This is a genomic window from Streptomyces sp. NBC_01428 (genome assembly GCF_036231965.1).
Lineage (GTDB): Bacteria > Actinomycetota > Actinomycetes > Streptomycetales > Streptomycetaceae > Streptomyces.
Genome location: NZ_CP109499.1, coordinates 7,540,255 through 7,565,946 on the forward strand (window position 1 = coordinate 7,540,255; position 25,692 = coordinate 7,565,946).

20 protein-coding genes are annotated in these 25,692 nt (G+C 73.9%); 10 read left to right on the top strand and 10 right to left on the bottom strand.

Annotated features, from left to right (window positions below; genetic code table 11):
• Positions 1 to 13: 13 nt before the first annotated feature.
• Together OG406_RS32750 and yczE are read right to left on the bottom strand one after the other, a co-directional pair.
• Entirely contained in the window at positions 14 to 781 is a 768-nt protein-coding gene (locus tag OG406_RS32750; RefSeq protein ID WP_329189177.1) for a glycerophosphodiester phosphodiesterase, read from the bottom strand.
• Complete coding sequence (gene yczE / locus OG406_RS32755; protein ID WP_443067122.1) at positions 778 to 1,488, bottom strand: membrane protein YczE; 711 nt, start codon at positions 1,486 to 1,488, stop codon at positions 778 to 780. Before yczE ends, OG406_RS32750 begins: the two co-directional genes overlap by 4 nt.
• A 99-nt stretch (positions 1,489 to 1,587) precedes the next feature.
• Between yczE and OG406_RS32760 the strand changes: the two genes are divergently transcribed.
• A complete protein-coding gene (locus OG406_RS32760; protein ID WP_164370031.1) occupies positions 1,588 to 3,087 on the top strand; it encodes an SCO1417 family MocR-like transcription factor in 1,500 nt (499 codons plus the stop codon).
• A 179-nt stretch (positions 3,088 to 3,266) separates the two neighbouring features.
• Here the strand turns inward: OG406_RS32760 and OG406_RS32765 are convergent, their stop codons facing one another.
• Positions 3,267 to 4,835: an ATP-binding protein gene (locus OG406_RS32765; RefSeq protein ID WP_329189181.1), complete on the bottom strand. Its 1,569-nt coding sequence runs from the start codon at positions 4,833 to 4,835 to the stop codon at positions 3,267 to 3,269.
• Positions 4,836 to 4,875: 40 nt separating this feature from the next.
• The gene (locus OG406_RS32770) at positions 4,876 to 5,070 is read right to left on the bottom strand and encodes a hypothetical protein (RefSeq protein WP_037621052.1); all 195 of its coding nucleotides are present in this window, start codon (positions 5,068 to 5,070) and stop codon (positions 4,876 to 4,878) included.
• 261 nt (positions 5,071 to 5,331) lie between these two features.
• On the opposite strand from OG406_RS32770, the gene OG406_RS32775 reads away from it, so the two are divergent.
• The 5 genes from OG406_RS32775 (at position 5,332) to OG406_RS32795 (ending at position 10,715) form a co-directional block, all read left to right on the top strand.
• Positions 5,332 to 5,724: an ankyrin repeat domain-containing protein gene (locus OG406_RS32775; RefSeq protein WP_164370033.1), complete on the top strand. Its 393-nt coding sequence runs from the start codon at positions 5,332 to 5,334 to the stop codon at positions 5,722 to 5,724.
• Between the two features lie 300 nt (positions 5,725 to 6,024).
• Positions 6,025 to 7,443 (top strand): HEAT repeat domain-containing protein, encoded by a 1,419-nt coding sequence (locus OG406_RS32780; RefSeq protein ID WP_329189186.1) that lies wholly within the window; start codon positions 6,025 to 6,027, stop codon positions 7,441 to 7,443.
• 139 nt (positions 7,444 to 7,582) lie between these two features.
• Positions 7,583 to 8,707, top strand: coding sequence for a glycosyltransferase family 4 protein (locus OG406_RS32785; protein ID WP_329189188.1), 1,125 nt, complete (start codon positions 7,583 to 7,585; stop codon positions 8,705 to 8,707).
• Complete coding sequence (locus OG406_RS32790) at positions 8,704 to 9,864, top strand: glycosyltransferase (RefSeq protein WP_329189189.1); 1,161 nt, start codon at positions 8,704 to 8,706, stop codon at positions 9,862 to 9,864. The genes OG406_RS32785 and OG406_RS32790 overlap by 4 nt, the downstream gene beginning before the upstream one ends.
• Entirely contained in the window at positions 9,861 to 10,715 is an 855-nt protein-coding gene (locus OG406_RS32795) for an SGNH/GDSL hydrolase family protein (protein ID WP_329189192.1), read from the top strand. Before OG406_RS32790 ends, OG406_RS32795 begins: the two co-directional genes overlap by 4 nt.
• 79 nt (positions 10,716 to 10,794) lie before the next feature.
• On the opposite strand, the gene OG406_RS32800 is transcribed toward OG406_RS32795, so the two are convergent.
• The 5 genes from OG406_RS32800 to OG406_RS32820 form a co-directional block, all read right to left on the bottom strand.
• Positions 10,795 to 11,664, bottom strand: a complete 870-nt coding sequence (locus tag OG406_RS32800; RefSeq protein ID WP_327410275.1) for a biotin-dependent carboxyltransferase family protein — start codon at positions 11,662 to 11,664, stop codon at positions 10,795 to 10,797.
• Entirely contained in the window at positions 11,661 to 12,422 is a 762-nt protein-coding gene (locus OG406_RS32805) for a 5-oxoprolinase subunit B family protein (RefSeq protein ID WP_329189194.1), read from the bottom strand. The genes OG406_RS32800 and OG406_RS32805 overlap by 4 nt, the downstream gene beginning before the upstream one ends.
• Positions 12,419 to 13,177 (bottom strand): LamB/YcsF family protein, encoded by a 759-nt coding sequence (locus tag OG406_RS32810; protein WP_326843616.1) that lies wholly within the window; start codon positions 13,175 to 13,177, stop codon positions 12,419 to 12,421. Before OG406_RS32810 ends, OG406_RS32805 begins: the two co-directional genes overlap by 4 nt.
• A gap of 29 nt (positions 13,178 to 13,206) precedes the next feature.
• Positions 13,207 to 14,004, bottom strand: coding sequence for a putative hydro-lyase (locus tag OG406_RS32815; protein ID WP_329191053.1), 798 nt, complete (start codon positions 14,002 to 14,004; stop codon positions 13,207 to 13,209).
• A 71-nt stretch (positions 14,005 to 14,075) separates the two neighbouring features.
• A complete protein-coding gene (locus OG406_RS32820) occupies positions 14,076 to 15,395 on the bottom strand; it encodes an MFS transporter (RefSeq protein ID WP_164370042.1) in 1,320 nt (439 codons plus the stop codon).
• Positions 15,396 to 15,592: 197 nt separating this feature from the next.
• Here OG406_RS32820 and OG406_RS32825 point away from each other — a divergent pair, with 197 nt between their 5' ends.
• From OG406_RS32825 to OG406_RS32840, 4 genes are all read left to right on the top strand, one after another.
• Positions 15,593 to 16,297, top strand: coding sequence for a GntR family transcriptional regulator (locus OG406_RS32825; protein WP_329189196.1), 705 nt, complete (start codon positions 15,593 to 15,595; stop codon positions 16,295 to 16,297).
• A gap of 510 nt (positions 16,298 to 16,807) precedes the next feature.
• Complete coding sequence (locus OG406_RS32830; protein WP_164370044.1) at positions 16,808 to 18,325, top strand: hypothetical protein; 1,518 nt, start codon at positions 16,808 to 16,810, stop codon at positions 18,323 to 18,325.
• A 142-nt stretch (positions 18,326 to 18,467) separates the two neighbouring features.
• Positions 18,468 to 19,346, top strand: coding sequence for a hypothetical protein (locus tag OG406_RS32835; protein WP_164370045.1), 879 nt, complete (start codon positions 18,468 to 18,470; stop codon positions 19,344 to 19,346).
• A gap of 63 nt (positions 19,347 to 19,409) precedes the next feature.
• Positions 19,410 to 24,047, top strand: coding sequence for a hypothetical protein (locus tag OG406_RS32840; RefSeq protein ID WP_329189198.1), 4,638 nt, complete (start codon positions 19,410 to 19,412; stop codon positions 24,045 to 24,047).
• Positions 24,048 to 24,121: 74 nt separating this feature from the next.
• Here OG406_RS32840 and OG406_RS32845 read toward each other — a convergent pair whose 3' ends face one another.
• A complete protein-coding gene (locus OG406_RS32845; RefSeq protein ID WP_329189199.1) occupies positions 24,122 to 25,684 on the bottom strand; it encodes a GMC family oxidoreductase in 1,563 nt (520 codons plus the stop codon).
• Positions 25,685 to 25,692: the final 8 nt, after the last annotated feature.

Consider the following 25,692-nt stretch of genomic DNA (forward strand, 5'->3'; position numbering starts at 1 on the left):
CGCGCGAACAGGCTCAGAACCAGCTGCCCCGGTCTTCCAGGACCTTGCGCAGTGTGTCGATGTGATCGGTCATGATGCCATCGACCCCCAGGTCCAGGAGCCGGTGCATGCGTTGCGGTTCGTTCACGGTCCAGACGTGCACCTGGAGCCCGCGCGCGTGGGCGGCGCGCACGAAGCGGCGGTCGACGACGGGCACACCGGACTGGGCCTCGGGTACCTGTGCCGCGATCGCCGAGCGGCGGACCGCGGCCGGGACGCCCCATGAGCGCAGCCGCAGGTTCAGTACCCCCCGGGTGCCGAAGGAGGTCGCGAGCCGGGGGCCCGCCAGGTGCTGGGCGCGGACGACGCGGGCCTCGGAGAACGAGCCGACGCAGACCCGGTCCCAGGCGTCCGCGCGGCCGATCAGGTCCAGCAGCGGCAGGAGGGCCGGTTCGGCCTTCACGTCGACGTTCCAGCGCACCTCGGGGAACGTCTCGAGCAGTTCCTCGAAGAGGGGCACCGGTTCGCTGCCCGCCACGCGCGCGTGGCGCACGTCCTCCCAGGGGAGGTCGGAGATCCGGCCCGCGCCGTCCGTGACCCGGTCGAGGGTCACGTCGTGGAAGGCGACCAGCCTGCCGTCCGCCGTCGCGTGCACGTCGGTCTCGATGTAGCGGTACCCGGCGTCCACCGCCCGCCGGAACTGGGTCAGCGTGTTCTCCAGACCGTCCGCCGAACCTCCCCGGTGGGCGAAGGGGATCGGGCCGGGGTGGTCGAGGTACGGGTGGCGTATGCGCGTGCTCACCCGGGCAGTATGGCGCCCTCCGGTTGACCGGTGGCAACGGAGGCGCTGCCGGCCGGTGCCGGACGGGCGGCGAACACCCGCAGGAAGAGCTGCGCGAGCGGGCCGATGGCGACGGCGTACAGGACCGTGCCGACGCCCACCGTGCCGCCCAGTGCGAAGCCGGTCGCGACGACGGCCACTTCGAGGACCGTACGGACGAGGCGCACCGAGCGGCCGGTGCGCCGGTGCAGTCCCGTCATCAGACCGTCCCGGGGCCCCGGACCGAAGGCCGCCGTGATGTAGAGGCCGGTCGCCATGCCGTTCAGCACCACACCCGCCAGCAGCAACGGGACGCGTACGGCCAGGGAGTGCGTGTCGGGGAGGAGGGCGAGTGTGCCGTCCATGGCGATGCCGACCACGAAGACGTTGGACACCGTGCCGAGCCCGGGGCGTTGGCGCAACGGGATCCACAGCAGCAGCACGGCCGCGCCCACGATGATCGACACCAGGCCGATCGTCAGACCGGTCAGCTCGGCCAGCCCCTGGTGCAGCACGTTCCACGGCTCCAGGCCCAGCCCCGCCTCCACGAGCAGGGCCGAACTCCCGCCGTACAGGGCCAGGCCGGCGTAGAGCTGGACGAGACGGCGGGGGAGTCGCCGGGGGCCGGAGGACACGGCGGGGCCGGGTGCCGAGTCCGGGACGGGTGCGGACTCGGAACGTGCGGTCATGGGATGCCCCCCGGTGGTGATAGTGGCCTGACCCATGACACTCTGTGGCGTGGGAAGTGGCCGTAACCATGGCCAATTCGGGGAAGGTGGACTGGAATCATGGCGCAGTGGACTTCGGCGGTGGGGGCCGCGCAGCTCGCCCGGCTCCTCAACTCCCAGCAGGAGCGCCCCGCGGGGCCCGGAACCCGGCGCCCGCCCGCGTACCGCGCGCTCGCCGACGGCGTCCGCCTGCTCGTGCTCGAAGGACGCGTTCCGGTCGCCGCGCGGCTGCCCGCCGAGCGTGAACTGGCGCTGGCCCTGTCCGTCAGCCGTACGACCGTCGCCGCCGCCTACGAGGCGCTGCGCGCGGAGGGCTTCCTGGAGTCCCGGCGCGGAGCCGGCAGCTGGACCGCCGTGCCCGCCGGGAACCCGCTGCCCGCCCGCGGGCTGGAACCCCTGCCGCCCGAGACTCTCGGATCGATGATCGACCTGGGCTGCGCCGCGCTGCCCGCCCCCGAGCCGTGGCTGACGCGGGCCGTGCAGGGCGCGCTGGAGGAGCTGCCGCCGTACGCGCACACGCATGGCGACTACCCCGCCGGGCTGCCCGCGCTGCGCGCCATGCTGGCCGAGCGGTACACCGCGCGCGGGATCCCGACCATGCCCGAGCAGATCATGGTGACCACCGGCGCGATGGGCGCGATGGACGCGATCTGTCATCTGTTCGCGGGCCGCGGCGAGCGCATCGCCGTCGAGTCCCCCTCCTACGCCAACATCCTCCAGCTGATGCGCGAGGCCGGGGCCCGGCTGGTGCCCGTCGCGATGGCCGAGGGGCTCTCCGGTTGGGACATGGACCGCTGGCGCCAGGTCCTGCGTGACGCGGCGCCCCGGCTCGCCTACGTGGTGGCCGACTTCCACAACCCGACCGGGGCGCTCGCGAGCGAGGAGCAGCGGCGCGGACTGGTGGACGCGGCCCGTTCGGCGGGGACCGTGCTGGTCGTCGACGAGACGATGAGCGAACTCCACCTGGACGACGATGTCGAGATGCCCCGGCCGGTGTGCGGCTTCGATCCGGCCGGTTCGACCGTGATCACCGTCGGTTCGGCGAGCAAGGCCTTCTGGGCGGGCATGCGGATCGGCTGGGTGCGGGCCGCTCCGGACGTCATCCGCTCCCTGGTCGCCGCGCGCGCGTACGCCGACCTCGGCACGCCCGTGCTGGAACAGCTGGCCGTGAACTGGCTGCTCAGCACCGGGGGCTGGGAGGAGGCGGTGGGCATTCGCCGGTCCCAGGCCCGGGAGAACCGCGACGCTCTCGTCACCGCGGTCCGCAGGGAACTGCCCGGGTGGGAGTTCTCGGTTCCGCGCGGCGGTCTGACGTTGTGGGTGCGGACGGGCGGGCTGTCCGGCTCGCGGCTCGCCGAGGTCGGCGAGCGGGTGGGCGTCCGGGTCCCCTCCGGGCCCCGCTTCGGGGTGGACGGTGCCTTCGAAGGCTATGTGCGGCTGCCCTTCACCGTGGGCGGCGCGGTCGCGGACGAGGCGGCGATGCGGCTCGCCGCGGCGGCCCGCCTCGTGGAGACGGGTGTCAGCGGGGGCGACGACAGCCCGCGCACGTTCGTCGCCTAGAAGCGTTCGTGACCCCGAAGGGGGCAAGCGGCGTGCGGCCGCCCGTTCCGGTCGGTGACAGGACGGCATGACACAGGGGCGGAGACCCGGCTCGGGTCTCCGCCCCTGTGTCATACACGGGAAGCTCTCCGGCGAGTCGTCCGCCGTGGGACGCGGCGGACGACTCGCCCGGGCAGGCTCTATCCCTCCGCGACCGCGACCCCGGCGACCTCCGAGGGGACCGGCTCCGCATCCACCGGAGTGGTCCGCTCCGGGAGGAGGTCGAGCACCGCTCGCCGTTGCGTCTCGCTCGTCGCGTCGTCGTACGGGTCGGGCGTGGCCGGCACCTGGAGGCGCAGGACGGGTCCCGTGCCCAGTCGGGCGTAGCCGCGCCCGGGCGGCACGTCGCGGGTCGGCGTGGTGTGCGGCGGCGCCCCCAGGATCATCTCCAGCTGGCCCGCGGACGCCGGTCCGAGCACCACGCGCGCGCGGGTGTGCTGCCGTACCGCGTCGCTGAGGAAGTCGAGGTGCTCGAAGTGTTCGGCCACCACGACCGTGACACCGGCCGCCCGGCCGTGCCGCAGGGGCACCTGGAGCAGCGACTGCGGGTCCGTGCGGCCGTCGGCGGTGGCCAGGTGGGCCAGCGCGGTCGGCCGGTCGACCAGGATCCACAGCGGGTTCTTGATGTCGTCCGGAGCGGGATGCCCCGACTGGAGAGCGCGGTTCGCGGCGATCAGCCGCCGCTCCGTCTCGTGCGCGGCCCACTCCAGGCTGCCGAGCGCTCCGGCCGTTCCGCACTCGACGGCCAGGACGCCGTCCCGCCCGGTCAGGCACGCGTACTCGCCGGTGCCTCCGCCGTCGACGATGACGACATCGCCGTACTGAAGCGCCTGGAGAGCGATGGAACGCAGAAGCGTGGTCGTGCCGGTGCCCGGTTCGCCCGCGACGAGCAGGTGGGGTTCCGTCGAGCGGACGCCGGTGCGCCAGACGACCGGCGGGACGTCCCGCTGCTCCTCGCCGTAGCTGAGGGGGAGCGTGCGCTGGACGTCGGTGGGATCGGTGAAGCCGAGGACCGTCTCACCGGGCGCGGTGACGAAGCGCTGGGCGGTGATGTCGGTGGGCAGCGGCGGCAGGACGGTGACCGTGAGTTCGTTGCCCTCCTCGTCCCACTCGAAGTGGTACTCGCGGCCGCGGCCCGACTTGGCGTGCAGCAGCTGTTCGATCCGCGCGCGGGCGTCCGGCTCGCCGTCGGTGAAGTACGCCGGGTAGCGGACGAGGAGACGGGAGACCCGGCCGTCGTCGTCGAAGTCGTACGAGGCGAAGGCCTTCTCCCAGTCGCCGCCGTGGGCGTAGAGGGGAGCGGGGTCCTCGGCCGCGGAGAAGTACGGCACGAGGGCCTCGTAGAGCGACTGGAGGCGTCCGGTCTGCGCCTCGTCGGGACCGGTCGGGGGCGGCGGGGTGCGTTCCCGGCCGGTCCAGGCTGCCGCCGCCATCAGGCTGATGACGGCGAGCAGCGGTCCGTACGGCACCAGAGCCACCACCAGGATCACGGAGGCCACCAGGAACAGCAGTGGTCCGCGCCGGTCCTTGGGCGTGGCGGCCCACTTGCGCCGTCCGGCGGCTGCCAGCCGGCGCAGTCCACGAGTGACCGTGATCAGTGGATGGAGGACGTCGGTGGCGCTGTCGGCTGCCGTCCGGGCCAGCTCCCGGCTCTTGGCGATCTGTGCGTTGCCGTTGACGAGGATGCGGGGGAGAGGGCGCCGAGCCACTGCTGTCTCCTGAAGGTGCGTACGAAGTGGGGGGACGTCGTCAGAACTTGATCCCGCCGAGGAGGCCCGCCAGGCTCTCCCCGCCGGCCTTGATGCTCGGTGCGATGGCCGTGCTCGCGAGGTAGAAGCCGAAGAGTGCGGCCACCAGAGCGTGCGACGCCTTCAGTCCGTCCTTCTTGAAGAACAGGAAGACGATGATGCCGAGAAGGACGACGCCTGACATGGACAGAATCATTTGAGCTCTCCTGGTTCGTGGGGACAGTCACCATGAGTTGTTCCAGGATCACAGCATGTATCCATACGATAAAAGGTGCAACTGGGTGAATTTCGGCTGTTTTCACTCGTGCGATGGAGCTCTCTTGGGCCGCCTGAGCTGGTCCGTTGCGCCTTGCGCGCCTTTTGTGATCTTTGCCGCGGGCGATGCCGGTCATGTGCCCGTGGAGCCAGTACCCTGTCGATTCACCCGAACGGTTGCACTGAGAGGCGGTCCGCCCCGATGAGTGAAGTCCCCGACCCCGAGGTCGTGGAGCTCGCGACGAAGATCTTCGATCTGGCGCGGCGCGGCGAGACGGAGACGCTCGTGGCGTACGTGGACGCGGGCGTTCCGGCGAATCTCACCAACGACCGGGGCGACTCGCTCGTGATGCTCGCGGCCTACCACGGCCACGCGGAGGCGGTCCGTGCCCTGCTGGACCGCGGTGCCGAGGCCGACCGGGTCAACGACCGCGGCCAGACCCCGCTCGCGGGGGCCGTCTTCAAGGGCGAGGACGCGGTGATCCGGGTTCTCCTGGCCGCCGGTGCCGATCCGGCCGCGGGCACGCCCTCGGCCGTCGACACGGCCCGCATGTTCGCCAAGACCGACGTGCTCGAACTGTTCGGCGCGCACTGACGTCGACGCTCTGACCAGGCGCGACGCAAGAAAAAAGGGAGGCGGAACGGGGCCGCCGGAAATACGGTCGCGGCAGGAAGAACTGCCGAGTCATCATGACGACGTGATTCACGGACGTGATGGCCGGGCAGATGTTGCCGCACCGCGCGGGCCGTGACGCGGCCCGCATGGGCCACCGACGAGAGGCAGAGGAAGATGGTCTACAGCAAGCAAGAGACGGCGGGCGCCCCGACGTGTTGTCACGCGGCCAGGTAATGCAGGATCCCGGTTGCGTCGACGCTTGATGTGAGGCTGTTTCCCATGTTCGATCCGGTCATAGCGCCCAGCGGTACGCTGCTCGGCCTGCTCCAGAGGGGCCGCGGCGACGGCACGCTGCACGCGCTCACCGCACCGCGCGCCGAAGCGCTCGCGGCGCTGAACCACTGTGTGCTGCGGGATCCCCGCCACGACTGGCAGGTGGAGAACCGCTCCCTGTACTACGCCCGTCTCTACCTCGATCTGGCCGGTGAGCTGGACGAGATCGAGCGGCACCTCTTCGACGCCGAGGACGTCCTCGACGACTGCGAGTCCCGCACGGGGCTCTCCCTCGCGGTCCTCGGACACCTCGCCTCCTACGGCCGGCAGGACGCCCTCGCGCTGCTGCGCAGGTACGCCGCCACCGGCACCAGCTGGGCCTGGGCCCTCGACGAACTCGCCCTGCGGGACGACGACGCCGGTCTGCGGGCGCTCGCCGTCCCGACCCTCGCCCGGTTCCCGGCCGACCCCGAGGGCGAGGCCGCCCTCACCGCCGCCGTGCGCGACGCGTTCGAACCACGGCCCTGGCGGCTGTGGGCCGACGACCCGCGCCCCTCCGTCGCGGCCCGCGTGCGTGCCGCCCAGGAAGCCGGGTCCTTCGACCGCTGGCAGCGCCAGATGCGCCCGTCCGGACCTCGCCCCGGCTGGAGCGTCCAGGCCGTCTTCGACTGGGCCCAGCAGGGCATCGACCGCGGAGCCGCGCTGTATGTGCCGGCCGCCCGCTGCCTGACCGCCGTCGCCGGCCCCGAGGACCGGCCCGAGATCGTCGAGGCGGCGCGCGACGGCGCCGAGGGCGCGCGCTGCACGGCATTGCGCTACCTCGCCGACGGCAACGACCCCGACGCCCTCGACCTGATCGAGGCGGCCGTGGCGAACGGCTCGACCGGTGTCACCGAGGCCGCCGTCGACGCCTTCGAGCGGATGCGCGGCGTCGCCGCGGTCGACCGGGCCCGCGGCTGGGCGCACCGGCCCGACGCCCTCGGCGCCGCCGCCGGACGCGTCCTCGCCTGCCGCGGCGGAGCACAGGACCGCGACCTCGTGCTGGGCGCCCTGCGCGAGGCCGTACGGGGCGAAGGGCCCGACGCGCCGACGCTGTGGACCCTCGTCGACGGCAGCGGACGGCTCGGCATCGCCTGCGCCGCCCCCGTGCTGCGCCACATCTACCGGGAGACCGCCTCCTCGCACCTGCGCCAGCGGGCCGCGCGGGCCCTGGCCGTCACCGATCCCTCCTTCCCCGCCGGTTTCGCCGTCGAGTGCCTGTGGGACTGCGAGGAGACCACCCGGGAGACCGCCGCACGGCACGCCGAGACCGGCGACGCGCGCGTGGTGGACCAACTGCGCCGACTGGCGGCGGATCCGGCCGAGGAGGCCGAGGTCCAGACAGCGGTCAGGAGCCGGATCGGGCCCGACATGCCCGCCGTGTGAACGGGCGGTGGCCCGTGAGCCGGAGTCGCGTGGACAGGGGCTGACCTGGACGGGTGCGGTGCGCAACGCTCACGGGACGTTCACCGTTCGCAAAGATCGACGTTGACGCGGGCACGTCCAGTACGGCGAGAACACCCGTATGCGTGTCGTCATCGTGACCGAATCCTTTCCCCCCGATGTGAACGGCGTGGCCCACTGCGCGCTCCAGACCGCCCGGCACCTCGTCGATCGCGGTCACGCTCCCCTCGTCGTCGCCCCGGCCACCTCCGCCGGGAACGGACCCGACGCCCTCGCGCCGTGTCCCGTCGTCCGTGTCCCCTCCCTCCCGCTCCCGGGCTACCCCCAGGTCCGCGTCGCCCTCCCCAGCCGACGCGTCGCCGCGGCCATCACCGAACACCGCGCGGACATCGTCCACCTGGCCAGCCCCTTCATCCTCGGCGTCCGCGGCATGGCGGCCGCCTCCCGGCTCGGCATCCCCGCCGTCGCCGTCTACCAGACCGACCTGGCCGGATACGCCCGTACGTACATCAGCGCCGGTGAGGCGACCGCGTGGCGGCGCATCCGCTCCGTGCACGCCGCCGCCGACCTGACACTCGCTCCGTCCACCGCGGCCCTGTCCGACCTGGAGACCCACGGCGTGCCCCGTGTCCGGCTCTGGGCGCGCGGCGTCGACACGGCGCGCTTCCGGCCCGCTCTCCGGGACGAGGCGCTCCGCCGCGAGCTGGCCCCGAACGGCGAGCTGATCGTCGGCTACGTCGGCCGGCTCGCCCCGGAGAAGCACGTCGAACTGCTCTCCGGGGTCTGCGGACTCGACGGCGTCCGCGTCGTCGTGGTCGGCGACGGACCCAGCGAGACCACCCTGCGGGCCACCCTCCCCGGCGCGGCCCTCCTCGGCCGACGCACCGGTGACGACCTCGCGCGGATCTTCGCCTCCCTGGACGTCTTCGCGCACACCGGCCCCTTCGAGACCTTCTGCCAGACCGTCCAGGAGGCCATGGCCAGCGGGGTGCCCGTCGTGGCGCCCGCCGCCGGCGGACCGCTCGACCTCGTGGACCACGGCCGCACCGGGCTCCTCGTCCCGCCCCGCGACCCCGACGCCGTACGGGACGCGGTGCTGACCCTGGCCGCCGACCCCGCCGCGCGGGCTGCCTACGGAGCCGCCGGTCACGCCATGGTCGAGGGCCGCACGTGGGCCGCGGTGGGCGACCAGCTCATCGGCCACTACGACGACGTCCTGTCCGCACGGAAGCTGGTGGCGGCATGAGCCTCAGGATCGTACGGCTGGCCAACTTCGTCGCCCCCGCCTCCGGCGGTCTGCGCACCGCCCTGCGGGAACTGGGCGCCGGCTACCTCGCGGCAGGCCACGACCCGGTGCTGGTCGTTCCCGGCGAGCGCGCGAGCGACCACGAGACCGAGCAGGGGCGCGTGATCACCCTGCCCGGCCCGCTGCTGCCCGGGACCGGTGGCTACCGCGTGCTGACCGACCGACGGAGAGTGGCCCGGCTCCTGGAATCGCTCGCCCCCGACCGCCTGGAGGTCTCGGACCGCACCACCCTGCGCTGGACCGGAGTCTGGGCCCGGCGCGCCCGGGTCCCCGCCGTGATGGTCTCCCACGAGACCGCCGACGGTGTCCTGCGCACCTGGGGACTGCCGGAGGCGATGGCCCGGCGGACCGCCGACGCCCTCAACGTCCGTACCGCCCACTCCTACGCGCGTGTGGTGTGCACCACCGAGTTCGCCGAGCGCGAGTTCGTCCGCATCGGCGCCCGCAACGTCGTACGCGCCCCGCTCGGCGTCGACCTGGAGAGCCGCCACCCCACCCTGCGCGACCCGGCGCTGCGGTCCCGCCACGCGCGCGCCGACCAGATCCTGCTCGTCCTGTGCTCACGGCTCTCGGTGGAGAAGCGGCCCGGCACGGCGCTCGACGCCCTGGAAGCGCTGCTGCGGCGCGGGCGGCCCGCCGTGCTCGTCGTCGCCGGGGACGGGCCGCTCAGGGCCCGGCTCGAACAGCGGGCGCGGGAACGGAGGCTGCCCGTCACCTTCCTCGGGCATGTCGCCGACCGCGCCCTGCTCGGCTCGCTCCAGGCCTCGGCCGACGTGTGCCTGGCCCCGGGGCCGGCCGAGACGTTCGGGCTCGCCGCGCTGGAGGCCATGGCCTGCGGCACCCCGGTCGTCGCCAGTTCGCTCTCCGCCCTGCCCGAGGTCCTCGGTTCCGCCGGAGCCACCGCCGCCGACAACGGGGACTCCTTCGCGGACGCGGTCGGGCTGGTGCTCGGCCGTCCCGAGAGCGAGCGTCGCGGGGCGGCACGCGCGCGTGCCGAGTGCTTCGGCTGGGACGCCGCCGTCGCGGGCTTCCTCGCCGCGCACGACGCGGTCCCGGTCCCGCCCCGGATCCAGGAAGTCCAGGAGGGCGTGGCATGAGACCGCTTCGCTTCGTGGCCCTCGGGGACTCGCTCACGGAAGGCGTGGGCGACCCCGTGGGGGACCGGTGGCGGGGATGGGCGGAACTGCTCGCCCACGGCCTCGCCCCGGTGGACGCGGCCGTGGAGTTCACCAACCTCGCGGTCAGCGGGGCGCAGACCCGGGACGTCCTGGAGCGGCAGACCCCCGAGGCGCTGGCGCTGCGGCCCGACGTCGTGTCCGTCGTCATCGGCGTCAACGACACCCTCCGGTGCACGTTCGACATCCGCTCCGTCGCCGAACGGCTGGACACCGTCTACGCCGCGTTCCGCGCGGGGGACACGCTGCTGATGACGGCCTGCCTGCCGGATCCGGGCTCGATGCTCGGACTGCCGGGGACCCTCGCCCGGCCGCTGGCCCGCAGGCAGCGCGCGGTCAACACCATCGTGCACGCGCTCTCCGAACGGCACGGGGCGCTGCATCTGCACGCCGCCGAGGAGGAGTGGCTGACCGACCGCGCCCTGTGGAGCGCCGACCGGCTGCACCCGGGGGAGCGCGGGCACCGTCAACTCGCCCTGCGTTTCCACGCCCTGCTCGCCGAACGGGGCATCGCCACCGGGGCCGCCCCGTCCGGGGAACCCGAGTGCGCCGTCCCCACCCGCTCGGCGAGCCTCTGGTGGCTCGCCACCGCGGGAACGGGCTGGGTCGCCCGCCGGTGCACGGACCTGCTGCCCCAGCTGCTCACCCTCGCCGCGTCCGAGGTGCGCCACCGGGCGCGGGGCACCAGCTCCCGCCTCGACATCGGCGCGGCGCACGCCGTCTCGGCCGCGCTCGCAGCCCTGTCCGTGGCCGAACAGCCCGACGCGGCATGACGGTCCGACGGCCGGATGCGGGACGCGCGGGCCGCCACGGTCCCGCTTCCCGCCCCGGGCCCACGGCCCGAGACGGGGCTCAGCGGCGACGGACCGCCACGAAACGGACGGGAATGCCCGGCACGGCCTGAGCGGCCGCGGGGAGGTCCGTCTCCCGGACGACCGCGATCACCGGATAGCCGCCGGTCGTCGGATGGTCGGCGAGGAACACCACCGGCCGTCCGTCGGGCGGCACCTGCACCGCGCCCAGCACCATTCCCTCACTGGGCAGTTCACCGGAAACGGCCCTCTCCAGGGCGGGTCCCTCCGTGCGCAGCCCGATCCGGTTGCTCGCCGATGACACCCGGTAGGAGCGGGTCGTCAGCGTCCGGACCGCCGATCCCGTGAACCAGTCCTCGCGCGGGCCGGGCGTCACCCGCAGGACGAGTTCGGCGGGCGGGGCGGGGTGCGGAACGACGTCCACACGCGCGTGCCCGGCACCCGGGCACCCCAGCGGAAGCACCGTTCCGTCCGCCAGCGGCGCGGGGCCCAGCCCCGACAGCAGGTCGGTGGACCGGCTGCCGAGCACCGGATCGACCGCCACACCACCGGCCACGGCCACATAGGAACGCACGCCCGCGCGAGCGGGGCCGATGTCCAGAAGAGCGCCCGCGGGCACCCGGACGGGCGCTCCCCAGGCCGCGGGCCGCCCGTCGACCGTGACCGGACAGGGCGCTCCCGTCACGACCGCGACGACCGCCGAACGAGGGCGCAGGGAACAGCCGTTGAGGGTCGTCTCCAGCACGGCCGCCCCGGTGGCGTTGCCGACGAGCCGGTTGGCCAGCGCCGCCGCGGGGGCGTCGAGCGCCCCGGAGCGCGGCACGCCCAGGTGCGCGTGGCCGGGGCGCCCCTGGTCCTGGACGGTGGTCAGGGCGCCCGCCCGCACCACCGACAGGGCCCGGTCACTCATGAGCCGCCCACCGGGACGAAGCGGACCCGTGTGCCCGGCGCCAACAGTGCGGCCGGCACGCGCGTGTGGTCCCACAGCACCGCGTCCGTGCTGCCGATCAGCTGCCAGCCGCCGGGCGAACTGCGCGGATACACCCCCGTGTACGGGCCTGCCAGTGCCACGGAGCCCGCCGGAACCGCGGTCCGGGGAGTCGCCCGGCGTGGCACGTCGTACCGTTCCGGCAGCCCGGTCAGATATCCGAAGCCGGGCGCGAACCCGCAGAACGCCACCCGGAACTCGGCCGCCGCGTGGATCGCCCGCACCTCGTGCACCGGCACTCCCCACAGGGCCGCCACGTCCGCCAGATCGGGACCGTCGTAGCGGACGGGGATCTCGACGGCCTCGTCCGCGCGCGTGCCCAGTGGAGGGATCTCCCAGCCGGGCAGCCGTTCCGCGACCCGCGCCGGGTCGTCCAGGCCGTCCAGCAGCACCGTGCGCGCCGCCGGGACGATCTCCCGCACCGTCAGTGAGCCCTCCGCGCGGCGCCGCAGCAGTACGGCGTGCAGCGCCTGGGCCGCCTCGACGGAGAAGACCTCGACGAGCAGCGCCCGGTCGCCGACGGGAAGCACCCTCGTACGGGTCGGCGTGGTCGCTGGTGTCGTGCGGTGACCCGTGGGGGTGTCGTCCCCCGAGGGCGTCCGGGCCGCCCCGTGGTCGGCCCGGACGCCGGTACCGGGGGACACCGCCGGTGTCGCGTCGCCCGTCGTGCGAGCCGTCATACGAACGCCTCCACACGCACGCCCGAGGACTCCAGCCGCTCGCGGACCCGACGGGCGAGGCCGACCGCGCCGGGAGTGTCCCCGTGTAGGCACAGGGAGCGGGCGCGGACCGGGACGCGCTCCCCGGAGCGGGCTGTGACCGTCCCGGACCGGGCCAGCCCCAGCGAGCGTTCGACGACCGCCTCGGCGTCCGTGATCACCGCGCCCTCCTCGGTGCGCGGCACGAGCGTGCCCTCCTGCGTGTAGGCGCGGTCCGCGAACGCCTCGGTGACGACGGGCAGTCCGGCCCGCTCGGCCACCTTCAGGAACCGCGAGGAGGGCAGCCCGAGGACCGGCAGACCGGCACCCGCGAGCACGACACCCTCCACGACGGCCGCGGCCTGCTCCTCGTCGTGCACGACCCGGTTGTAGAGCGCGCCGTGCGGCTTCACGTAGGCGACACGCGAGCCCGCCGCGCGCGCGAAGACCTCCAGGGCGCCGATCTGGTAGGCGACTTCGGCCGCCAGCTCGTCGGACGGCACGTCCATCGCGCGCCGCCCGAACCCCGCCAGGTCCCGGTAGGAGACCTGGGCGCCGATCCGTACCCCGCGCTCCGCGGCCAGCTCGCACACCCGCCGCATGGTGGCCGCGTCCCCGGCGTGGAAGCCGCAGGCCACGTTGGCGCTGGTGACGACGGACAGCAGCTGCTCGTCGTCCGTCAGCCGCCAGCGGCCGAAGCCTTCGCCGAGATCGGCGTTGAGATCGATCCGGGTCATGGGGTGCCGTGTCTCCTCTTCCGGCCTCTTCAGGCCACTCGGTACTGCTCGTCGCGGGCGTCCGTGAGGAACATCCGCCCCGGCGCGTGGGTGATCGCGAACGGCGGCCGGGACGCCATCACGGCCGCCTGGGGCGTCACCCCGCACGCCCAGAACACCGGGATGTCGTCCGGCGCCGCGAGCACCGGATCCCCGAAGTCCGGGCGCGAGAGGTCCTCGATGCCCAGTCCCGACGGCTCACCGCAGTGCACCGGGCTGCCGTGCACGGCCGGCAGCAGACTGCTCTCCCGGATCGCCGCCGCCAGGTGCTGCGGCGGCACCGGGCGCATGGACACCACCATCGGCCCGTGCAGCCGTCCGGCCGGACGGCACTGCCGCGCCGTCACGTACATCGAGACGTTCCGGCCCTGCTCGATGTGGCGCATCGGCACGCCCGCCGCTCCCAGCGCCCACTCGAAGGTGAAGCTGCAGCCGATCAGGAAGGACACCAGATCGGGGCGCCAGTGCTCCACCACGTCCGTGGGTTCGGCCACCAACTCGCCGTGCTCCCACACCCGGTAGCGCGGCAGGTCGGTGCGCAGGTCCGCGCCCGCGGCGAGCGGCGTGGTCCAGGAACCGGCGTCGGTCACGTCGAGGACCGGGCACGGCTTCGGGTTGCGCTGGCAGAACAGCAGCATCTCGTACGCCCAGTCGGCGGGGACCGAGACGAGGTTCGCCTGGGTGTGGCCCGCGGCGATCCCGGCTGTGGGCAGCGACAGTCCCGCGCGGAAGCGGCGGCGTGCCTCGCCGGGGCTCCACGCGTGCGCGTGAAGGTCGGCTTCCCGCACACCGTGGGAGGGGACGTGGGCTGGGGCGCTGGTCTCGGCGGGGTTCCGCGGGAGGATCCGGACGGTGTCGTTCACAGCAGCTCCTTGCCGCGCGTCTCGGGCAGTCCGAGCAGGGCCACGGCGGCGAGGGCGTAGCCGATCGCGCCGAAGACCAGCGCGCCGCCCACGCCCCAGCTGTCGGCCAGGAAGCCGACCGTGGTGGGGAAGACGGCGCCGACGGCCCGCCCCGTGTTGTACGTGAAGCCCTGTCCGGTGCCGCGTACCGCCGCCGGGTACAGCTCGCTGAGGAAGGAGCCGAAGCCGCTGAAGATGGCCGACATGCAGAAGCCGAGCGGGAAACCGAGCACCAGGAGAAGGGTGTTGGCCCCGCTCGGGATGTTCGCGTACGTGAGGATGCAGGCGGCGGAGAGGACCGCGAACAGCAGGATGTTGCGCTTGCGGCCCAGCCGGTCGGTGAGGTATCCGCCGGTCAGGTAGCCCAGGAAGGCACCCGAGATCAGGAAGGTCAGGTAGCCGCCGGTGCCGACGACGGACAGTCCGCGCTCCGACTTCAGATAGGTGGGCACCCAGGTGGCCAGCGTGTAGTAGCCGCCCTGGACACCGGTGGAGAGCAGGACCGCGAAGAAGGTGGTGCGCAGCAGACCTGGTGCCCCCGCCGTGCCGGGCTTGAAGATGGCGGTGAACGACCCCTTGTCCGCGCTCTTCTCGCGTACCGCGGTCGCCCCGGGCGCGTCCTGCACCCGCCGCCGCACCCACACCACGAGCAGCGCCGGCAGCGCCCCGGTCCAGAACATCACGCGCCAGGCGAGATCGTCGCCGAGGAACTGGAAGACCAGCGTGTAGACCACCACCGCGAGACCCCAGCCGACGGCCCACGCACTCTGGACCGCGCCGAGCGTCCGTCCCCGGTGCCGGGGGCTCGCGTACTCCGCGACGAGGATGGCGCCGACGGCCCACTCGCCGCCGAACCCGAGGCCCTGGAGGGCGCGGAACACCAGCAGCGTCTCGTAGTTGGGTGCGAAGCCGCAGGCGACCGTGAACACCGCGTACGTGACGACGGTGATCATCAGCGCTCTCACGCGGCCGATCCGGTCCGCGACCACGCCGGCGACGGCGCCGCCGATCGCGGAGACGACCAGGGTGACAGTGGTGAACAGGCCCGTCTGGCCGCTGTCGAGGCCGAAGTAGGCGGCCAGGGCGACCATGCTGAGCGGCAGGGTGAAGTAGTCGTACGAGTCGAGGCCGTAGCCGCCGAACGCGCCGCCGAAGGCACGTCGGCCGCGCGGGCCGAGGGCGCGCAGCCAGCCGAACGCGCCTTCCTGGACGGTGGGTTCACCCGCGACGGGTGGAGTGTCGGCGGTCAGGGACGGGGGCGGAGGGGTCGTGCTCATGGGCACCTCGCAGGGAGGGACGGAGGGTGCTTGAGGACTGAGCCGTGCCGTGCGGAAGCGGTGGGCGCCGGGGCGGTGCGAACGGGGCGGTCCGTGGGTCGTGTCTGCCGGCGCCTGTTCGACAAGGTAGAGGATCGTTGAACGATCCTTCAATACCCCTGTTGTTTCGTTCCCGGGTCTGCGGTTGAATTCCGGGCATGGCAGAGCTGACGGAACTGGCCGACGACCGAGCCCTGTTGGGCCGCACCAGCACCGCCGAGCGGGTCTCGGACATCCTCAGGTCCCGCATCGCCGAGGGCTTCTTCCCGCCCGGGACGCGGTTGTCCGAGGACAGCATCGGCGGCGCGCTCGGCGTCTCGCGGAACACGCTGCGGGAGGCGTTCCGGCTGCTCACGCACGAACGGCTGCTGGTGCACGAGCTCAATCGCGGGGTCTTCGTGCGGGTGCTCACCGTCGAGGACGTCGAGGACATCTACCGCACCCGGGCCCTCGTCGAGTGCGCCGTCGTCCACGGGCTCGGGGACCCCCCGTACGCCGTGGAGGGGCTCGCGGCGGCCGTCGCGGAGGGGCGGCGGGCAGCCGCTGAAAGTGACTGGAAAGGGGTGTCCACGGCCAACATCCACTTCCACCGCGCACTGGTCGCCCTGGCCGGCAGCGCCCGCACCGACGAGGTGATGCGCAGCGTCTTCGCCGAACTCCGCCTCGCCTTCCACGTCGTGGACGACCCGCGCCGGCTCCACGAGCCCTATCTGGCCCGCAACCACGAGATCCTCCGAACCCTCCAGGAGGGCGCACGAGACACCGCCGAGCACCTCCTCGCGGCCTACCTCGCCGACTCCCTGAAGGGCCTCGTCGAGGTGTACGCACGTCGGGTGGCGGACGGGGGACAGGGGACCGGCTGACCGGCGGTCCCGGGTGAGGAGCCCGGGAGCCTGCAAGCGGCTCTGCCGGGCGGGCGCCCGGAGGGCCCCTGACCTGTCGCGAGCGGCGAGGCCGCGGGCGAGCCGCGCACGGCCCTGGGAGCGCCGTCGGCCCTGGGAGGCGCGTCCGGCCCTGGGCGCGCCCCCGGCCCTGGGAGCGGCCGAGCTCGCACCGCCGTGCTCCATGGCCGGGGAGGCCGATCCGGACGAAACCGGAACCGGGGGCTCGATCCGGCAGTTCCACCGGGGCGGTCGGCCTCGATCCGGCACTCCCGCCGGGACGGTCGGACGGGCATGCCGTCCCGGTCGGGCCAGCCGGCCCTGCCGCGCCGATCAGGCCTGCCGGATCGGGCGGCCTGAGGGCGGGGGCGAACGCCGGGGTCGACGAGAACGCGGGGCGACAGGGAGGGCGAGGACAGGGGCAGGCCGGGGGCGCCGGTCGCTTCTGCGTCGTTTCGACCGTTGTCGGACCGAGGACCTAGTCTGTGCACCGTGACTTCGCCTGCAACGACGGACAGCGTTCCGCCCCAGCTCAGCGCGGGGCCGCGCCCGGCTCCGGGTCCGGCCGCCGACGAGGGCCTGGCGCGGCGGCTGCGCGCGCTCGCCTGCACCGCGCCGCTGCACGACCTGGACGTGCGCAAGGCGAACCTCGCGGGCGAGTACACGGTGTACGGCATGGCCGAGGTCGCCCTCGCCGCCATCGACCTCGTCACACTGAACATGGACTTCGACACGGGTGCCGACCACGACCAGATAGTGGCCAGGCTCATCCCGCGCATCGCCGCCCAGGCCCCCCGCCGCCCCGTCGTCGAGCACGAGCGCGTGGCCCGCTGGGTCCTGGAGAACCTGATCAACGTCGGCAGCGTCGACCGGGGCTTCCGCGCCGTGTACGGCACCTTCGCCCCGGACGGCTCGTACGTCCGGCGTGACTACGACTTCAAGCTGATCGAGGAGGTCCCCGGCTACGGGGGCAGCGTCTACCTCCGGACGACCGACGAAGCGGTCAACGTCCTGGTCGGCGCCCTCGACACGGACGTCACGAGCGCGCAGATCGCCGCCGAGGTCAAGCTGGAGGTCCTGATCAGCCGCGGCCGGCTCGCCGACGCGCAGCTCGCCGCCGAGCAGGCCCGCTACCGCACCGTGCAGTACGCGGAGACCCTCCGCAAAGCCCTCGACGCGACCCGGCGCAACGTACGGGCCGTCGACTGGCTCCAGGCCGTCCCCGACATGATCGCCGAGGCCCTGGACCACGTCGCCGACCGGTACCGCCACGAGAACGCGATCCTCACCAACATCCGCAAGGCCCGCGACGAGTCCGAGGACCCCGAGCAGAAGCGGCGCGCCGCCGAGCTGGTCGACATCGTCAAGGACTGCATCCGCCGGCACACCCAGCTCCAGTCCCGCCTCCTGGAGGCGGGACCGCTGTTCCGCGCCGAGCAGGACCGGCAGGCCTTCGGCACGCCCATGACCACCTCGGGCATCGACCTGTACGGACACCTCGTCGCGCCCGTGCTGCCCCTCCCGGTCGAGAGCGCGCTGCGCGTCACCGACGCCTTCTTCGCCCGGGGCACGGGCCTGCGCACCCCTGTCGCCGTCCGCGTCGGAGATCTCGTCGACATCCTGCTGACCCCGCCGCAGGAGCGCGAGCACCTCGGCGCGGAGATGCCCGAGCCCGACCTGATCGCCACACCGGACGACAGCCGTTTCAGCGAGCAGCAGCTGGCCTCCGCCATGGACCTGCTGAACCTCCCCGCCGACGCCCCCCGCCGGTTGTCCGGTCTGCTGGCCGACGCCCGCCGCCGCGACCCCGAACTTCCTTATCTGGTCGCCCTGTTGGCGGTGCACGCCGCGAGCCCGCCGGTCGGCACCGCCTACCGCCAGGGCGAGGAGCGCCTGCTGTTCGCCGTGGACGACGGGACCGAGCTGGACGACCCGGAGTTCGGCGGCGCCGACCTGATCGTGGGCATGGCGCTCCTCGACGCGGCAGGGATGAAGGCGGACCGCGCGTGAACGCCCCGCCGTACCACCCGGCCCCTCCCGGCCGACGAGCACTGCCGGGCGCCACGGCCCACGCCCCCGTAGCTGCCCATGGCCGGCCGAACCCCGTACCTCGCCGTCCCGACCCCGTACGTCCGAACAAGGAGTCCCAGCCGTGACCGAGCACGTCGAGTGGAGTGAACCGGAGGCCGTCGCCGCTCCGGCGAACGCCCCCGTCACCCCTGCCGACGCCGCCGACGCGGCGCGGCTCGTCGCCTTCGGACTCCAGCCCAAGCTGCAGCCCGCACGCGACCAGGAGTACGCCGAACTGCTGCGCCGCTACCGCGAGGACCCGCCGTTCGCGCGGCTCGCCGACGCGGTCGCGGCGGGCCTCGGACTCATCGTCCTGGAGGTGTCCCCGCGCGCGGGGATGGCGGTGACCGCCGCCGAGGACTCGGTCTTCGCCGTCCGCATGGGCGACTACGCGCGCCGCGCCTCGGCGGACTCCGGAGACCGCTTCCTGCACGGCCTCGCCCACCTCGCCGTCGCCGCCATGGCCTTCCCGCGCCCCGAGGACCTCGCGGACGACGGCTACATCGGGCGCGTCTCGGTCAACGGCGTCGACGCGTTCGTCCGGCAGGCCTGCCGCCGCCTGGAGGAACGGGCCGAGGAGACGGGTGAGAACACCGACCCGGCGACGGACGCGCCGGGCCTGGAGGCGGCCTGGCGGATCTGGGCCCGGCGCAGTTCCACCGGCGCCACCAAGGACGCCCGAAGACTGGCCGGCTCGACGACCGGCATCATCGCGAAGGCCGTCGCGTTCCTCACCGAATCCGGCTTCCTCCAGCGCACCGGGGACGACGCCGGCGGCACCTACCGGACGACGGCGCGCTACCAGCTCCAGGTCCGCGACATGGCGGGCACCGCCGCGATGGGCGAACTGCTGGAGCTGGGCGTCGTCCCGGTGACCGACGGCACCGCGACCCTGCTGCCCGCCGAGGACACCGACGACCTGGAGCTGGCGGCCGGCGCCGGACTGCCCTTCCACTCCTGACGCGGCCCGCCCCGGCCCCCGACCACGCCCCACCTCCCCTCACGACGACGAGAGTCCGCCGCCATGTACGAGCTGTCCCGGGTCCGCCTCTACTCCATCGGGCCTGCCGGTGCGCGCTACGCCGACACCGTGCTGGACCTGCGCGGAGTCGGCGAGCCCGTGCCCGACCCCGCGCCCACCCAGGCGGAGTTCTTCGCGGAGGAGCCGGTCGGCCCGCCGCGCCGCCCCGCCCCCGCCGGCGTGCTCTTCCTGGAGAACGGCGGCGGCAAGTCGGTCCTGCTCAAGCTGATCTTCTCGGTGATGCTGCCCGGCCACCGCAACACCCTGGGCGGCGCCAGTTCCGGTGTGCTGCGCAAGTTCCTCCTCGCCGACGACTGCGGACACGTCGCCCTGGAGTGGCAGCACACCATCACCGGCGAGTGCGTGGTCGTCGGCAAGGCGAGCGAATGGCGCGGACGCCAGGTCTCCAACGACCCGAGGAAGTTCGCCGAGGCCTGGTACTCGTTCCGGCCCGGTCCCGGACTCAGCCTCGACAACCTGCCCGTCGCCGAGGCCACCGCCGTACGGCCCCTCGCCGAGGGAGCCTCCGGCGCGCAGGGCAGGCGCCGCACCATGAAGGGCTTCCGGGACGCGATCACCGAGGCGGGCAAGGCGTACCCCCACCTGGAAGTCCACTGGGAGGAGATCCACGACCGCTGGAACGAACACCTCGGCGACCTCGGACTGGACCCCGAACTCTTCCGCTACCAGCGGGAGATGAACGCCGACGAAGGTGAGGCCGCCGGTCTCTTCGCGGTCAAGAAGGACTCCGACTTCACCGACCTGCTGCTGCGCGCCGTCACCGACACCCGCGACACCGACGGACTCGCCGACCTGGTCGGCGGCTTCGGCAACAAGCTCGGACGGCGCGCCGAACTCATCGCCGAGCGCGACTTCACCGCCGGGTCCGTCGACCTGCTGGGACGCATCGTCGACGCCGGCGAAGCACGGGCCCGCGCACGGGACATCCACTCCGGCGCGGAGCGACGGACCCGGACCCTCGCCCGCAGACTGTCGGCACGCGCCGTACAGGAACGGGTGCGCGCGGGAGAGCTCGCCCAGCGGGTCACCGCCGCCGCGTACGCCGTCACCCATGCCGAGGGCGCCCGTGAGCGCAGCGCGCTGATCGCCGCCGAACTCGCCTACCGGCACGCCTCCCTGGCCCTCGCCGGAGCGGAGAAGTCGGCCGCCGCGCAGAAGCGGGAGCTGGCCGACGCGCGCACCCTCCACTCCGCCTGGCAGGCCGCCGAAGCCGTGCTGCGGCACCGCGCCGCCGCCGACCGCTCCACCCGCGTGGCCGCCGCGATCCGCGAGGCCGAGCGGGACGCCGCACCCGCCCTCGCGGCTCGCGCCCGGGCCGCCGTCGACCTCGTACGCGCCCTGCACCGGGCCGCCGACGGCGCCGAGTCCCTGGCCAACGAGCAGGAGGAGCGGTCCGCGGGCCTCCAGGAGATCGGTGAGCGCTCGCACGCCGACGCGACGGCCGCCGCCACCGCGGCCCAGCGCGCCCGCAGCGAGGTCGGCCACCTGAAGCAACGCCTGGCCGAGGTCGAGCAGGAGACCGCCGAGGCGGTCCGCGCCGGCTGGCTGGACGACACCGCCCCCGACGCCGACCCGGCCCGCGCCGCCCTCGCCGCCAGCGACGCCGAGAAGACCGCCGTCGCCGGCTGGGGCACCGCCCGCGAGGCCTCCCGGCGCGCCGCCGACCACGCGCGCGAGGCGGCGTCCACCGAGTCCCGTGCCGAACTGACGGCCGCCCGCGCGGCGGACGCGGCGACCGCCGCCGAGGGCTCGTACGCCGCGGAGCGCCGCACGGCCGAGGCCCTCGCGGAGGAGGAGCGGCTCGTGGAGCTGCTCGGCCTGCCGGGCGCCGACACCCGCGGCGCCGGCGCCGTGCCCCGGCCCCGCCGCGACGAGGAGACCGACGGCACCGCCGCCCTCACCGACGGCGCGCCCCTGACACCCGAACAGCTCGACCGGTACGCCGACGACCTGCGCTCACTCCTCGACGACGGCGTCGCCTCCGCCGAACGCCACCTCTTCGAACTGCGCACCGCCGCGGCCGACGACGCGCGCATCCTCGGAGCACTCGGCGACGGCGGCCTGCTGCCCCCCGGCCCGGACGTCCTCGCCACCGTCGAGTACCTCGGCGAACACGGCATCCCCGCGCTCCCCGGCTGGCGCTACCTCGCCCAGGCCGTCGACCCCGTCGACCACGCGCGCGTGCTCGCCGCCCGCCCCGAACTCGTCGACGGCGTGATCATCACCGACCCGGACACCCACGCCCGGGCCCGCGAGACGCTCGGCGACGCCGCCCTGCTGCCGCGCTCGGCGGTCGCCGTCGGTACGGCCGCCGCCCTGCTCGCCCCGACCCCGGCCGACGACGCGGGAGACGCCGGCGTCTTCCTCGTACCGCCGAACCCGGCCATGCACGACGAGCACGCGGCCGACGAGGAGCGCCAGGCGCTGCGGGCCCGCGCGGGTCTGCGGGACGAGGAGATCCGGACGCTCGCCGCCCGCCTCGGCAAGGACCGGGAACTGGCGGCACGGCTCGCGTCCTGGCGCACCGGCTGTCCGGCCGGACGGCTCGTCGAACTCGCCGCGACCGCCCGGGACGCGCGGGCCTTCGCCGAGGAGGCCGAGGCCGAGCTGACGGAGGCACGCACCGTCCGGGCCGAAGCCGATGAAACCGCGGCCGACGCCGCCCACGTACGCGACGAGCGACAGGAGGCCGCGCAGAAGGCCCGGCGCGCCGCCGACGCACTCGCCGGACTCGCCTTCCGGCTCCGTGAACGCGCCGGATGGCAGGTCCGGCTCCGTGAACTCGCCGACGAGGCCGCCGAGTCCGAGGCCCGCGCCCAGGAGTGCCTGGAGCGCGCCCGCGCCGCCGACGAGGACCGCCGCGCCACCCAGCGCGCCGCCGACGACGCCCGCCGCACGGCCCGCGCCCTGCGGGCGGAGCGTGCGGAGATCGCCGGCGCACCGGACGACGTGGCGCAGGACGACACGGCCGCGCAGTCCTCGCTGCCCGCCCTGCGGGAGGCCTACCGGGCCGCGTCCCAGCTCTACGAGAAGGTCGGCGTCGGCGCCGACCTGCGGGCCGAGCAGGCACGCGCCGAGAGCGACGAGAGCGCGGCCCTCGCCGATCTCGACCGCCTCAGCAACAAGGTCCGCACCCGGGCTGCCCAGCTCCTGGAGTCGCCCGACGGATCCGACGGCCCCTCCCGGCAGGCCGCCGTCGCGCGCGCCGACGAGCTGGTGCAGCTCCTGGAGACCCGGATGTCCACCGCGAGCGAGCAGCTCGGGCGGCTGCGCGGTGAGGCGGAGCGGCACGCGCCCGAGGAGGGCGGCGCGCACACCGAGCTGGCCGATGATCTCGTGCCGCGCGACGCCGAGCACGCCCAGGCCCTGCTCCGCACCGCCACCACCGAACTCGCCACCCGGGCCGAGGCGTTGGAGCGGGCGCGGGAGTCGCACGGCGAGTTCCTCGGCGCCCACCGGTCCGCCGAGGACGCGGCCGGCGGCTTCGACGAGACGTCCGCCCTGCTCAGGGACCTGCTCCGCGAGCACTCCGACGAGGAGCAGGAGGAGCCCGAGCCGTACCCCGGGAGCCTCGAGGAGGCACGGCACTCCGCCGCCGAGAGCCGCCGCTCGCTGCGCGGCTGCGCCGCCGACCTCAGTGCGGCCGAGGGTGCCGTCCGTGAGGCCTGCGACATCCTCGTACGGCACGCCAACTCCACCCGCTACGAGCAGGTGCGGACCCCCGCGCGGCAGCAGATCCGTGAGCTGCCCGCCTCCTCGCTGCCGGAGCACGCGCACAAGTGGGCGGACGCGTTCGCGCCCCGACTGCGCGTGCTGACCGACGAGTTGGAGCAGCTGGAGCGCAACCGCGACTCGATCGTGGACCGGCTGCGGGGACTCGTGGAGTCCTCCCTCGCCACCCTGCGGTCGGCGCAGCGCCTGTCCCGGCTCCCGGAAGGCCTCGGCGAGTGGTCCGGGCAGGAGTTCCTGCGCATCCGCTTCGAGGAGCCCGACCAGGCCACCCTCACCGAGCGGCTCGGAGAGGTCGTCGACGAGGCGACCCGCGCCGCCGTCAAGAAGAACTCCGACATGCGGCGCGACGGCATGTCCCTGCTGCTGCGCGGCGTCGGCGCCGCACTCCAGCCCCGGGGCGTCGCCGTCGAGATCCTCAAGCCGGACGCCGTCCTGCGCGCCGAACGCGTCCCCGTCGGACAGATGGGCGACGTGTTCTCCGGCGGTCAGCTGCTCACCGCCGCCATCGCGCTGTACTGCACGATGGCGGCCCTGCGGAGCAACGACCGCGGCCGGGACAAGCACCGGCACGCGGGCACCCTCTTCCTCGACAACCCCATCGGCCGCGCCAACGCGACCTACCTGCTGGAGCTCCAGCGGGCCGTGTCGGACGCGCTCGGCGTCCAACTCCTCTACACCACCGGCCTGTTCGACACGACCGCGCTCGCCGAGTTCCCGCTCGTCATCCGCCTGCGCAACGACGCGGACCTGCGCGCAGGGCTGAAGTACATCAGCGTGGAGGAACACCTCCGGCCGGGACTCCCGAAGGAGGCCCCGGCCGGCGAGGCCGCGCACACCGAGATCACCGCGACACGCATGTACAAGCGCCCGGCGCCGGTCACCCCCTAGGGACCCGGCCAGGGAGCCGCGCACCGGTCACGGTCTTGCGCGCGGCTCCTCGGGCGCCCGGCGGGGCCGGGGCTTCAGGGGCCCGTCCGCGCGTCCTCCTTCACCAGGTCGGCGCACTTCTCGCCGATCATCATCGTCGTGATGCACGGGTTCACGGAGATCAGATCCGGCATCGCCGAGCCGTCCGCGACCCGCAGGCCCCCGACCCCCTTGACCCGCAGCCGGGCGTCGAGCGGGGCCGACGGGTCGTCGTCCGCGCCCATCTTCACGGTGCAGGACGGGTGGTAGACGGTGTTGTGCGTCTTGTGGATGTAGTCCAGCAGTTCGTCGTCGGAACGGACCTCGGGGCCGGGCGCCAGCTCCGCCCCCGCCCAGCCGCTCAGCGCCGGCTGCGCGGCGATCCGCCGGGCCAGCTTCAGCCCGTACGTCATGACCCGCACGTCGTGCTCGTGCGTGAAGTAGCGCGGGTCGACCATCGGCTTGTCCCGGTAGTCCCGGGTGCGCAGCCGCACCGTGCCGCGCGACTTCGCGCGCGTCACGTTCGGAGTGAGGCAGAACGCGTTCTCCGACGTGGGGAAGCCGTGCCGCGCGGTGTTCATGTCGAACGGCACCGAGCCGTAGTGGAACATCAGGTCCGGCCGGTCCAGGCCCGGCTCGGTGTCGTAAAAGATCCCCGCCTCCCACCACTGGCTGGACGTGGTGGGCATGGGCTGCCGGGCCTCCCACATGATGACGCCCTCGGGATGGTCCTGGAGGTTCTCGCCGACCCCCGCCGCGTCGACGACCACCTCCACACCGACCTCGCGGAGATGCGCCGCCGGGCCGATCCCCGACAGCATCAGCAGCTTCGGGGTGTCGACGGAACCGCAGGAGACGATCACCTCGCGACGGGCGCGGACCGTCCGGGTGTGGACGAGATCCGGGTCCAGATACTGCGCGCCCACGCACCTCCGCCCCTCCAGGACCAGCTTCTTCGCCCGCACTCCCGTCCGCACCGCAAGGTTCGGCCGCTTGCCCATGACCGGGTGGAGGTACGCCACCGATGAGGACTGCCGGATGTTGTTCTCGTCGGAGTTGATCTGGAACCAGTTGGCTCCCCGGACCACCGTCGTCCCGCTGTTGAACGGGGTCGTCGGGATGCCTTCCTGGGCGCACGCCTCCAACAGGGCCGCGCCGCACGGGTCCTCGCCCTTGAGCGTGCGCAGCTTCACCGGCCCGGTGCGGCCGTGGTGATCGCCGGGAGCGTCGTTCGACTCCAGCCTCCGGTACAGCGGGAAAAGGTCTGCGGAGCCCCAGCCCGTACAGCCGGCGGCGGCCCAGTCGTCCAGGTCCTCCGCCGGTGCCCAGAAGGCGATGCACGAGTTGTGCGACGAACAGCCGCCGAGCACCTTGGCCCGGGCGTGCCGCATGAAGCTGTTGCCGCTGGCCTGCGGCTCGACCGGATAGTCCCAGTCGTAACCGGATTCCAGCAGACCCATCCAGCGGTCCAGTCTGAGGACGTCCTCGTCACCGACGTCGCTGGGACCGGCCTCCAGGACGCACACGGTGACGGACGGATCCTCGGAGAGCCGGGCGGCGACCACGTTGCCCGCGGTGCCACCGCCCACCACGACATAGTCGAACTCATCGATGCTCATGCGCTGTT